The following is a 12,391-nucleotide window of genomic DNA, read 5'->3' on the forward strand; positions in this document are numbered from 1 at the left end:
TTTCGAAGTTGCAACTATCTTTTGACGGTGATTTTTGGCTTGCTATCCGCCAGCTCAAACCGGATGAGATGTTCATCCATTTCTTTGGCGTTTGGCAGTTTTGAGAAATTGAATGTTTCCAACAATTTTATTGAACGGTGATTTTCAAAATGGACTATCGCCAAAATGGATGTGAGGCGCAACTGTCGAAATCCAAATTCGATGACGATCGAAACGGCTTCCCGCATCAGCCCTTTACCGTGAAAATCCGGCAGCAGCTCATATCCGATTTCGGCAGTGAATTTATCCATCGAAAAATTAAACAAACAGATGGTGCCAATCAATTTCCCGGTGAGATTTGACATGATTGCCCAATAAAAAGCGTCGCTATTTTCAATGCTTTTGTTGATGTTCAAAATAAAACTTGTGGCATTTTCAATAGAAAGGCACGGCTGTCTGTCAAGATATTGGTTTACGGATGGGTCGGCGCGCAACGCAAAAATTGCTGCGCTGTCGCCGGTCGCCGGTTTTCGCAGGGTTAACCGGTCGGTTTTCAAAATGGGGAATAGTTCACAATTATTGTGTATCATTTCATTTGGTTTCAGGCTGCCGTTATTGGCAGATATTTGGTTTGAGTGTTTGTTGAAAACGCATCAAATTTATTGTGCAAAACGCTATTTCAGCAACAGCATTTTGCGCGTTTGGCTGAATGAAGCTTGTTGCGATGTGGGAGAAATGGCGCTGAGTTGATAAAAATATACCCCGCTCGCTAAATGACTGCCATCGAAAAAAACGCGGTGTTCACCGGGATTCTGCGGTGCATCGATCAGCGTGCGAACTTGCCTTCCGGCGGCATCAAAAATCGTTAGCCGGATATGGGCAGATGTTTCCAATTCAAAAAATATGGTAGTTTGCGGGTTGAAGGGATTGGGATAATTTTGCGCCAGCCGGAATTTTACCGGCGCATTTACGGGATTTCCGGAGATGCCGACAACCGGATGATCGTATCGGTAAATGACGCCGCCAATTCCCACGGCAAACGCTTTTAGCGAATCCATAAAAACGATGTCGAATAAATTGGTACTGTCCGGTGTGTCAAAACTTTGCCATGTGATACCGCTATCCGGCGAAATAATGTATTTTTCCGATGTGCCGACCGCTGCCCAGGCTTCGGCATCTGTTCGGAAATCGACGGCTGTGGCCGTTCCGCGCGCATTGATTCCCGCCAAAGTGATGTATTCCCAACTATCGCCGCCATCGGTGCTGCGGGCGACGCTAGCGCCGTACTCAAAGTCGCCGCCAACGGCAAGTATGTTCAGCGAATCGAGAATGTGGATATCGTAAAGCGGCTCCGGACCGATGGGCGTAACGTCCCAATTTTGCCCGTAATCCTGCGATCGCCAGATCATCCCGGCGTTATCGATAAGCCCGCCGCTGGCGAAAGCATATTTCGTGCTGTAAAATGTTAAACATCGCACCGGGAAAAACTGGAACATTGAGGGGTCCAGCCGTGAATAATTCCATTTTACGCCGCTGTCTGTTGTGCTGGCAATAATGCCGTTTCTGCCGGAAACCCAGCCATGAAGGGCGTCAAAAAAGTGGATATCGAATAAAATCTGGTTTTCCTGCGGAAACAATTGCTGGCTCCAGGTGTCCCCGCCGTTTGTGGTGCTCAACAACAGCGTTCCGATGGGCGGTGCATCGTTTTTCCAGCCGATCACCCAGCCGGTCAGAGAATCGATAAATGAGATGCCCACAATATTAAAACCGATTCCGCTATTCAACAATTCCCAACTGTCGCCGCCATTTGTTGTGCGCAAAATGGTGCCGCCTTCGCCGACAATCCAGCCGTGCTGATCATCTACAAATATGATTTTGTTGAGATCCTCTGATGTTGGCGACGTTAGTTTTGTCCAATTTGCCGAAACAAACGCGGGGGAAACGATAATGCAGAGCGCAAAAAGCATGCGCAGAAATTGGGGCAATGGATGCATGAACCTACCTTTTTCATGTTCAAATTGGTTTACCGGTCAGAATTTAATGATTGGGGAAACCAAATGCCAATCTTTTACTCCCCAAAACTTTCGGGCTTGGGCGCATAAATTTTTTGGAATCATCTCTTTGGTTTATTATCATTTGAAGGTTCAAATGTTCACATAAATTTCCGATTACACAATCGAAACCGATGCGCCCTTTTGTCGTCACGGCAGATGCCAGAATAGAAAATCTGTGTTTTTAAATTCAATAATATTAATTGATTAGGAGACGTTCATGAATTCAATGCGACCCTTCCGGAAGTTGTTATGGATGGCAATAGTTTTTTCGCTGTTGATCGCGGGAACTATGATTGCCCAACAAGCGGAAACGCCGTTTTTTATGGCTACATACGAAATGGAATCCGGATTGAAAAGCGCACCGATGACCGCGGAAAAACCGGTTCTGGTTTTCTCGGACGATGTGTATGTGCCCAAAACACCGTGGCTTCGGGTGTTTTTTGAAAATGTGGCGCTCGGTGAAAACAGCTATTTGCAACTCACCGGGTTGGCAGACGGTGCCCGCCAGGCGTTAACTGCCCGGACAATTGCGGAATGGGAAAATGCCAGCGCATTTTTCAACGGCGACCGGATTCGCATTGAATTATTTGCCGCACCCGGCGATATCGACATCCGGTTTTCGGTAAAGGATGTGATGGTTGGGGAATGGGTTGGCAATGTGCCGCTGCCGATGAGCATTTGCGGCGCTGATGACGACCGGATTCCCTCCGAAGATCCCAAAGCCGGGAGAATTGTGCCGATCGGCTGCACCGGCTGGATTATTTCCAACGGATTGCAACTCACTGCCGGGCACTGCCTCGATGCAACAACTGCGCAAGTGCTGGAATTTAACGTGCCGATGTCGCTGCCGGACGGCACTGTCCAGCATCCCGCACCGGAATTTCAATATACCATCATCCAGTCCAGCCGCGTTTTTGTAAATGGCGGCGTCGGTAACGACTGGGGAAAATTTGAAGTGCAAAACAATTCGGAAACCGGCGAACAACCCATTCAGGCGCAGGGCGAATCGTTCGAATTTGTGCAGGATTATTCGCCGGCAGAAATTCGCATTACCGGCTATGGTGTGGACGGTCCCGCACCCGGACACGGCAATGGTCCGCGCGACGAAACCAACCAAACCGAACAAACCCACGTCGGACCGAATATGGGTTCCAGCGGCACAACCATGCGCTACCATACCGATACGCAGGGCGGCAACTCCGGCAGTCCGGTTATCGACGAAGCAACCGGAAGAGCGTTGGGCATCCACACCCACGGCGGCTGCAGCACCGGTGCCACATCCAGCAACGCCGGAACCAGCTTTTTTCACCCGGATTTGTGGGAAGCGATTAACATCGCCGATCCGGAAGATCCACTACCGCCAACAAATATCACGGCTTTCAGCGATGCAACAACGCCCACATCGATACAGATCGATTGGACAGCGCCCTCGGCTTTGGTGGACGGAACACCGATTTTACCGACAGATTTTGTGATCGATATTTTGCGTGAAGGTTCGCTGTTGAATTCCATAAACGGAACTATTGAAACGTTCACAGATGAAGGCTTAACCACAGGACAAACATATACTTACACATTGTTGACCAGGCTCATCGCAAATGACAGCACCAGCCAGGAAGTGAGCGTTAGCGCGGTTGCCGGCGGCATCGATGCGCTGATCTGGAATCCCACATTGTTGGCGAGCGCCCAACAAATTGTCGATCGCGCCAAAAATGACCCCCGGGGCGAAATCAACTTTTCAGATGCCGTTGCCCAATTATCAAAAAACGCCGAAAACGTTGCGGCAATTTCCGATGCGTTGAGTGCCAACGGTATCGTCAGTTTGACCGTTGCGGAGCTGCCCGCGGATTTGAGCAACGTGGATTATCTTTTTGTGGTGCTCGGTCATTTTAGCAGTAATTATGTGATCACAGCAGGTAGCGCGGAAGCCGCAACCATCGAAGATTTTATCGCCAGCGGCGGACATGTTTACATGGAAGGCGGTGATGCCTGGTTTTGGGATCCGGGTAACGGCGGTCACAATTTCGGAACCACATTTGGCATCAACGGGCTTTCCGATGGCAATAGCAACGGCGAGTTAACCACAATTGCCGGTGCCGGAATTACTGCCGGACAGGATTTTGCATACAATATCGGCAGCGACAGCTATCCCGATCACATCGCTGCGATCGGAACCGGCGCAATCATTCACAGCAACACCAGCCCGGCGTTCAATTGCGGCGTTGCCAATGCCGCACAACCCGGCGAAACCCGTGGGAACACCGTCGGCGTTTCGTTCCAGTTTATGGATTTGGTCGATGGCGCATCGCCCGCAACCAAAAATGAGCTGATGGCAACCTATCTCGCATTTTTCGGGCAAACCTCGGAAATCACCCAAAACATGGTGTTGAACGAAGGCTGGAACATGATTGCCAGTCCGGCGCAAATGGCTGATTCTGCTGTTGTTACGATGTTCCCGAGTCATGTGAGCGGCACCCTTTTCAGCTTCAACGGCGCGTATGTTTCGGAAACGCATCTCGCCCGTAGCAAAGGCTATTGGCTGCGATTCGATTCCACCGAAACAGTGGCATTGAGCGGCACGCCGCTGGATGCGTTCACCGTAATTCTGGATGCTGGTTGGAACATGATTTCCGGTCCTTCCTGCGAAGTGGCAACCGCCCAAATTTTCGATCAGGATTCGGTAATTATTCCCGGCACATTTTACAGCTTCGATGGCAGCTATTCACAATCGGATACGTTGAAACCGGGACTCGGATATTGGGTTCGCGCCAGCGATTCCGGCGCAGTGACGATCTCGTGCACCGCACCGGTCGCCAAAATAGCGGCGCTCCAAAAACCGGATTTGAGCGCAATTCCGGCAATCATCATTTCCGGTGAAAACAATATTTTCCAAACACTGTACATTGATGCCCGTTTGCCGGAAGCTGTTGAAAAAACAAGATTTACACTGCCGCCGGTTGCTCCGAAACCGCTGCTCGATGCCCGTTTTGCAGATGATTCGTATCTCAGCGAAAGCAGTGAGCAAACCATCGTTTTGCAAGCTGAGCGATATCCGTTGCGGTTGCAAATGACCAATTTGGGCAGCGCAAGTTTTGAAATTTCAGAGATGGCGGGCACTGCGATAATTGCCACCCACACGCTCCGCGATGGCGATATTTTGCAACTGACAAATCCTGCCGTGAAGCGATTGTCCATCCGCAAAAGCGGGTTGGAAACCGGTATTCCGCTGCAATTTGCGGTTGAGCAAAACTACCCGAACCCGTTCAACCCGGCCACTGAAATCCGTTTTGCGCTGCCGGAGCAATCGGACGTCCGGGTGGAAATTTACAACGCCATCGGGCAAAAAATCGCAACGGTGATGGATGCCAAATTACAGCCGGGCTACCATCAGGTTCGTTGGGATGGCAAAAACCAATCGGGCAATTTTGTTGCCAGCGGTATTTATTTTTACCGCGTTTCCGCCGGAGAATTTGTAGCTCATAAACAAATGATTTTAATGAAGTAAGGCGAGCAATTTATTCTATCAAAACAGCGCTGTTCAACCGTTCAGCGCTGTTTTGTGTTGCTTCGGAAAAAATAAAAAGGTCATGCAGCTACAAATGAATAGTGCATATCGTCAATAGATTTAGAGGCAATCGTGTGATTTCATTAAGCAAAATAATCTCAAAAAAGAGGGATTATTATTGTAAAGCCCGCATTATTTTATTTTATTAACCCGTCTTCAACAGCTAATTTGGCTGCACAGCTGATGCCATACAAAATGTAAATCCGGGTCCAAATCCCTGAAATTATCTTTCACTGTAAAATTTTGATGCCATGTTAAAACATCTTATTTTGTTTTTTGTGATTGTGAGCTTGCTTTCCTGTAATAAAACCACCCGCTCCGATGCTCCCGAAAACTCCCCCGATCAACCCGCACCAGCAACACAATCAGTGGAAAAATACAAAATGATTGCTGCCGATAAATATCAAAATAATGTGCGATACAGCCTGAATGACGACAGTACATATGTGATTTGTACGAGCGTAACAAAATCGGTGCAGCTAAAAATTACCCGATTTTTCATATTTGACATCGCCAATGACAAAGTGTTGTTTGAAGATTCGGTAATCAACGGCTCGGTTGCTTGGCTAAATGCAACGCAGGTGCAAATCTATTCGCAACCCGGCATTGTAAAAGGGGATGAGAGCGAAACCGCAGCGCCGGGCAGCTATATTTTTGATGTGGTTCAGCAGAAAAGAATCGCTCCGGCGGGATAAAAGTGTATCTTAAGCATTTTCTATTTGATTGTAAGTCTTTGTAAAATAAATATTTAATCATTTCGTATTTTTTACAGGAGTAAAAATTGATGAAAAAAATATTACAGATTGGATCTGTGGTTTTGGCATTTTGCCTGACACTCATTTTTCTGATTAACGGGTCTTTTTTGCCGGAAGCACGCCTGTTTTCAGATGCTGATCAATCGATCGCGGAAAGTGCGGACGAACAAACGGCGATTGCACAAAAAAAAGCCGCGTTGTTTTCTGAAAAGAAAAAGAAAGTGAAGGGCATCGAAAAAAAGGATAGCCCGAATTTATATGCCGAATGGCATAACGGCATCCGCACCCGCGATGGCGAAACCCGTCCAGGTTACCCGATGAATTATAAATTTAAAGAATTGTTAAAAGCGCGTAACATGCAGTCTACTATGGAGTTAACGACGGCCAAAGCGAGTGCGGATTCACTGGACTGGATTGAGCGCGGGCCGGGAAATGTGACCGGACGCGTGCGCGGTCTGATTGTAGATCCGGACGATCCATCACATAATACCTGGTATGCCGGATCTGTCGGTGGCGGCGTTTGGAAAACTGCGGACGGTGGACAAAGCTGGGAAAACCTGACAGCAGATTTACCGAATTTGGCCACCAGCACTTTGGCGATGGCGGCATCCAATACCAACGTTATTTACATGGGTACCGGCGAAGGATTTGGAAATGTGGATCAGCTTGACGGTAGCGGATTGTGGAAATCGACCGACAAAGGCGCAACTTGGTTGCAGTTGACCAGCACGGCAAACAATCCCGAGTTCGAAAATGTAATGCGAATAATCGTCGATCCGGCGGATGAAAATGTGGTTGTTGCCGCCGTTGCACCGGGATTTTACGCATCGTCGAGCCAAACGGCAGGCATTTATCGCAGCGAAGATGGCGGACAGACCTGGACCAAATATTATACCACAGGCATCCGGATCGAACATTTGATTGCTAATCCCGAAAATTTCAACACCCAATACGCCACGCTGAACGGCAACGGCGTCATCAAATCTACCGATGGCGGATTGTCCTGGGCGAACGCATCCACCGGAATCGGCAGCGTCGGTCGTCAGGAAATTGCCATCGCCCCGACGGATACAAACCGGCTTTACATTTCAGCGGTTGGCGGGTCAACGGGGTCCATTTTGTATGTATCGGATAACGGTGCTGCATCGTGGTCTGCCGCATCGGAACTGAGCGGCGGCGGTTTCAATTGGTTAGGCGGACAGGGTTGGTATGATAACACCATCGCCGTAAATCCGTATGACGAAAACGAAGTTTTTGTTGGCGGCATTAATATCTGGCGCATCAATGTGGTGAACCAGAGCGGCAACTGGCGGAGCACAACTCAATATATTACAGATGTTTACGGTCAATTTGGCGGTAACTCGAAAGGCGTGCACCCGGATCAACACAACATTGTGTTGACAAAATCTACCTTTAGTGCCGGAGATTATTTATTGTTGAACGCCAACGACGGCGGCGTTTCGGTATCAGAAGATAAAGGCACCACCTTCAAACAAACCGGTTTTGGCGATTTTTCCGGCGGAGGGCTTACCTCTTTCCAAACCAGCCAGTTTTATGGCGTCGATAAAGCGCCGGGCATCGATCGCTATGTAGGTGGTACGCAGGATAACGGCAGCTGGGTGTCGCCGGAAAACCCCAACGAAACGTCAACCTGGATTGCCGCGCCCAGCGGCGACGGATTTCAGGCGGTTTGGCATTATGGCGATGCCAACAAAATTCTCGAAACATCGCAGTTCAACAGCATTTATCGCTCGTTAAACGGTGGACAAAGCTGGCAATCGGTTTCCGGTGGTGTTAGCGGTAACGGGCCGTTTTTCACCAAACTTGCCAAATCCAAACAAGACCCGGATCTGGTGTTTGCGGTCAGTTCATCCGGTGTTTTTCGCACTGAAAATTTTGCAAATAGCTGGACAATGACCCCGATGCCATCCGGCTGGATCGGCAACAGCTCGTTCACACATATCAAAATATCGTTGATTAAACCGCAAGTTGTTTGGGCGGGACGCGATTTGAGCAGCAGCAATCCACTGTTCGTTTCAACAGATGGCGGACTTTCGTTCAGCGCGACAAATGTGTACAGTCAGGTGCCGATGGGGCGCATCTCCGGATTGGAAACACACCCGACCGACCCAAATACAGCGTTTGCCCTGTTCTCGTTTGCTGAGGCACCCAAAATTCTCAAAACTACCGATCTCGGGCAAACCTGGGAAGATATCTCCGGCTTTGGCACAAACAGCACCAGCAGCGCCGGTTTCCCGGATGTTGCGGTTTACAGCCTGTTGGTGATGCCCTATAACACAGATATTATTTGGGCCGGCACCGAAATCGGCATTTTTGAAACCACCGATGGCGGCGCCAGTTGGGCATACGCAAATAACGGATTTCCGGCAGTTGGCATTTATGAAATGCTGATTGTTGATGACCAAATTGTGGTTGCGACCCACGGTCGTGGCATTTGGTCGGTATCCCCGCCGGAGTTGGCCGGTTACACACCGCCGCCGGCAACGCTTTCGCCACGGCTGCTTTCCGCCAACGGAGTGGGTGGCGTTATCAATTTGAATGTGCAATTGCTTTCCGAATTTGATTCTACACAGGTTGTCGTTGCCGGACAGGTCGAGTTTACATTGGGCGCAAATGTTGCGCCGTTTGACACAACATTTGACGTAATTCCGCAAACATCCGGTTCGGTGGATGTTTCGCTGGCTTCGTTTAAAGATGGCGAATTGTTCAAATCTTCATCCACTACCGTTCAGTTGATTTCGCTATCACCGCCGCAGGCATCATATTCGAACAATTTTAACAGCCCAACCAGCGATTTTATCGGCAACGGCTTTTTTCTTCGACTTCCTGCCGGATTCAACAATCGCGCCATTCATACGGCGCACAACTATTCTAACGGCGTAGAGCTGACCTATATGCTGACGGTACCGATTATCGTCGCGAACACCAATGCGCTGATCAGCTTCGACGAGATTGCCATTATTGAACCGGGCGAACCCGGTTCCGTTTTCGGCGATAACGATTTTTGGGATTACGTAATTGTGGAAGGCTCCGCCGATCGCGGTTTAACCTGGGAATATTTGCTCGACGGATACGATGCACGAGAATATCCCGAATGGTTATCCGCATACAATAACACCGGATCGATCGATTCCACGCTATATAAAAACCGGGTGATCGATATATTGGATACGTTTTCACCCGGCGAAGAAATCCTCATTCGCTTTCGCCTGTTTGCCGATGCCGCAGCCGTTGGTTGGGGATGGGCGATTGATAATTTGAATATCCAGAACGTTGTGGGCATCGCCGAAGACGGTGCGTTGCCGCAGGCGTTTACGTTGGCGCAAAATTATCCCAATCCGTTTAACCCGAGCACAACCATCAGCTACCAATTACCTCAAAACAACGATGTCGTGTTGAAAATTTACAACACACTCGGGCAAGAAGTCCGGACGTTGGTAAACGAACGCCAAAACGCCGGTCGTTACGAAATTGTGTGGGATGGGTTGAATAGCAACGGTGCGGCCGTTGCCAGCGGCATGTATATTTACAAAATCCAATCCGGTGAATTTACCCATCAGCGGAAGATGATGCTGGTTAAATGACGGTTATTTGAAAGAAGAGATTTACCATCGGTCATGCCCGATTGTCTTTATCGGGCATCCGGACCACCGGAATCGATTCCTGCTAAAAAATTGCGGGAATGACAAATGCTGCGGACAACGAATTCAGCAAAGCCGGTCATATAATGGACAGATGACCTGATAGCAAATAAAAAAATCGAACGCTACCCAAATAATCTCATAAGATTTTAACGAAAAAGCCCTGCAAATCAGCAACATTTGCAGGGCTTTTTTGGTTTCAGATTTCCGGCTTTTTTCATCTTGAAAAATTCCTCTGCCAAAATCGAATATATAATGATGTCCTCAAAAACGCCGTCTTTTAACACCTTTTGGCGCAACAACCCTTCCCGACTCATCCCGATTTTTTCCATCACTTTTTGAGATGCCACATTTTTGGGAATAAAATTGCCGTGAATCCGGTTCAGTCCGAGTTCCTCAAAACCATATTTCAAAAGTCGTTGCGCTGCTTCTGTAACAATACCTTTGTTCCACCACGTTCTGCCAATCCAATATCCGATTTCCGCAGATTTGTTGTGTGGATCAAAATCTTTCAAACTGATCGAGCCAACCAGCGCATTCACCTGTTTCAAAATAATTGCAAATGGTGTTTCCGTGCCGGATTCGCGCAGTTGCGGATGCATGGCAATCCACTGTTCCGCATCATGCCGGGTGTACGGATGCGGTAAACGGAGCGTCATTTCGTAAATTGAGTAGTCGTTTGCCAACTCTGCAACGCGCTCAGCATCGTTCATTTCAAACGGTCGCAAGCGCAACCGTTGCGTTTCCAAAAAAGATTTATAAATATTCATATGCTGCTCGTCAAAATTTAATGTCTGGTTACTTTCCTTTATGGAATATATATTGCTCAACCGATTTGTGGCGATTAATTTTGTAACTACTCAATTAAAGAACAGATTTCCGGCAGGTCAATGGATTTTGCCGAAATCCAAATGTGAACAAAAAATATTGTTTTCTGATGACTGAAAAGAAAGAGAATCCGCAAGCCGGCAACCCGCTTCACGGAGTAACCCTTGAGATGATGTTGAACCAGTTGGTTGACCATTACGGATGGGAAGAATTGGGGAAAATTATCAACATTCGCTGTTTTAATTACGATCCGAGTATTAAATCCAGCCTGAAATTTTTGCGCAAAACACCCTGGGCCAGAAAAAAAGTAGAAGATTTATTCCGCTGGCTAAAAGCATCGGAATCGTATCTTTCGGGCGATGAATCTTGATTTATTATTTTGTTTATATTTTGAAATAAGGTAGCTTGCGGTCATCGCTTGTTTGGTTTACCTTTCATGATGGATTTGTAAAGCTTGCCAAGTTCTTTATCCCGCTGCCGTTTTTCCAGATATGTCCGTTCGTTATACGCCGATTCCCGTTGGATTTTCATGTAACTTTCGTATCGTTCGTTACTGATTTCACCGGATTCGAGTGCCTCCAAAACCGCACAACCTTTTTCGCCGGAATGTGTGCAATCGTTGAAACGGCAATTTTCTGCGATCTCCGCAATCTCCGAAAATGTTTCCGAAATCCCCGATTCCACACCAATATTTCCCAATTCTCGCATGCCAGGTGTATCGATCAGCAATGCTCCATTATCCAAAATAATCAATTGCCGGCGGGTGGTGGTGTGTTTTCCGCGTTGATCTTTTTCGCGAACTTCGCCGGTTTCGAACCGTTCGTCTTTCAATAAAACGTTGAGCAGCGTGGTTTTGCCAACGCCCGACGAACCGATCAGGCAGTAGGTATGCGCCGCTTTTAATCGATCGGTAACTGCCGGAACACCGACACCGCTGACGTTGCTGAACGGAAATATCTCAGTTTCGGGCGAAATTTCCTCGATTGCGTTACACTTTTCCTGCAGTTCCTCCGGCGAAAGCAAATCGCTTTTGCTCAGCAAAACTGCCGGCTGGATGCCGGCTTCGTAAATCATCACCAAATAGCGCTCCAATCGCCGCAAATTAAAATCCCGGTCGAGCGATTGAACGATAAATGCGGTGTCCACGTTGGCGCAAATCACCTGAAAATCGATTTTTTTGCCCGGTGTTTTGCGTTTTAAAACAGAATTTCGCGGAAAAATTTCGTGGATAATCGCGAACGTATCGTCATCAAAATATTGAACGTGCACCCAATCGCCAACTGCCGGATAATCGAGCGGGCTCGACGCGGTTAATAGCATTTTTCCGGTAATTTCCGCGGTTAAAACGGCTTTGCCGTTGTGGATCAAATAATTATCCCGATTGACGGCAACCACTCGCGCCAACGGATAATCCGCCAGTTTTTGCGGATCTATTTGATCTGTCTGAATGCGCTCAATGCCTAATTTTTCCAGTGCCATAGCGTTGTTTTCTCTGGATTTAGGTGCATCAACAAGTGTTTGAATCCTGTAAGATTTGATCCATTAAAA

At 48.0% G+C, this 12,391-nt stretch carries 8 protein-coding genes; 4 read left to right on the plus strand and 4 right to left on the minus strand.

The window, feature by feature from the left end:
• Window positions 1–14: 14 nt before the first annotated feature.
• Together H6629_20600 and H6629_20605 are read right to left on the minus strand one after the other, a co-directional pair.
• The gene (locus tag H6629_20600) at window positions 15–569 is read right to left on the minus strand and encodes a GNAT family N-acetyltransferase (protein ID MCB9070183.1); all 555 of its coding nucleotides are present in this window, start codon (window positions 567–569) and stop codon (window positions 15–17) included.
• Between the two features lie 84 nt (window positions 570–653).
• Window positions 654–1,973 (minus strand): T9SS type A sorting domain-containing protein, encoded by a 1,320-nt coding sequence (locus H6629_20605; GenBank protein ID MCB9070184.1) that lies wholly within the window; start codon window positions 1,971–1,973, stop codon window positions 654–656.
• A 313-nt stretch (window positions 1,974–2,286) separates the two neighbouring features.
• Between H6629_20605 and H6629_20610 the strand changes: the two genes are divergently transcribed.
• From H6629_20610 to H6629_20620, 3 genes are all read left to right on the plus strand, one after another.
• The gene (locus tag H6629_20610; GenBank protein ID MCB9070185.1) at window positions 2,287–5,538 is read left to right on the plus strand and encodes a T9SS type A sorting domain-containing protein; all 3,252 of its coding nucleotides are present in this window, start codon (window positions 2,287–2,289) and stop codon (window positions 5,536–5,538) included.
• 311 nt (window positions 5,539–5,849) lie between these two features.
• Window positions 5,850–6,293 (plus strand): hypothetical protein, encoded by a 444-nt coding sequence (locus H6629_20615; protein MCB9070186.1) that lies wholly within the window; start codon window positions 5,850–5,852, stop codon window positions 6,291–6,293.
• Between the two features lie 89 nt (window positions 6,294–6,382).
• Window positions 6,383–9,958, plus strand: a complete 3,576-nt coding sequence (locus H6629_20620; GenBank protein MCB9070187.1) for a T9SS type A sorting domain-containing protein — start codon at window positions 6,383–6,385, stop codon at window positions 9,956–9,958.
• 227 nt (window positions 9,959–10,185) lie between these two features.
• Here H6629_20620 and H6629_20625 read toward each other — a convergent pair whose 3' ends face one another.
• Window positions 10,186–10,785 carry a GNAT family N-acetyltransferase gene (locus tag H6629_20625; protein ID MCB9070188.1) on the minus strand — a complete coding sequence of 200 codons (600 nt, stop codon included), beginning with the start codon at window positions 10,783–10,785 and terminating at the stop codon, window positions 10,186–10,188.
• 167 nt (window positions 10,786–10,952) lie between these two features.
• On the opposite strand from H6629_20625, the gene H6629_20630 reads away from it, so the two are divergent.
• Complete coding sequence (locus H6629_20630) at window positions 10,953–11,213, plus strand: DUF2132 domain-containing protein (GenBank protein MCB9070189.1); 261 nt, start codon at window positions 10,953–10,955, stop codon at window positions 11,211–11,213.
• A gap of 41 nt (window positions 11,214–11,254) precedes the next feature.
• On the opposite strand, the gene rsgA is transcribed toward H6629_20630, so the two are convergent.
• Entirely contained in the window at window positions 11,255–12,322 is a 1,068-nt protein-coding gene (rsgA, locus tag H6629_20635) for a ribosome small subunit-dependent GTPase A (protein ID MCB9070190.1), read from the minus strand.
• Window positions 12,323–12,391: the final 69 nt, after the last annotated feature.

The organism is Calditrichia bacterium, assembly GCA_020634975.1.
Classification (GTDB): Bacteria; Calditrichota; Calditrichia; order RBG-13-44-9; family J075; genus JACKAQ01.

Excerpts from the sequence above, each read along its gene's own strand:
- H6629_20620 (MCB9070187.1), top strand. The coding sequence starts at position 6,383 with ATGAAAAAAATATTACAGATTGGATCTGTGGTTTTGGCATTTTGCCTG.
- H6629_20630 (MCB9070189.1), top strand. The coding sequence starts at position 10,953 with ATGACTGAAAAGAAAGAGAATCCGCAAGCCGGCAACCCGCTTCACGGA.
- rsgA (MCB9070190.1), bottom strand. The coding sequence starts at position 12,322 with ATGGCACTGGAAAAATTAGGCATTGAGCGCATTCAGACAGATCAAATA.
- H6629_20605 (MCB9070184.1), bottom strand. The coding sequence starts at position 1,973 with ATGCATCCATTGCCCCAATTTCTGCGCATGCTTTTTGCGCTCTGCATT.
- H6629_20600 (MCB9070183.1), bottom strand. The coding sequence starts at position 569 with ATGATACACAATAATTGTGAACTATTCCCCATTTTGAAAACCGACCGG.
- H6629_20610 (MCB9070185.1), top strand. The coding sequence starts at position 2,287 with ATGGCAATAGTTTTTTCGCTGTTGATCGCGGGAACTATGATTGCCCAA.
- H6629_20615 (MCB9070186.1), top strand. The coding sequence starts at position 5,850 with ATGTTAAAACATCTTATTTTGTTTTTTGTGATTGTGAGCTTGCTTTCC.
- H6629_20625 (MCB9070188.1), bottom strand. The coding sequence starts at position 10,785 with ATGAATATTTATAAATCTTTTTTGGAAACGCAACGGTTGCGCTTGCGA.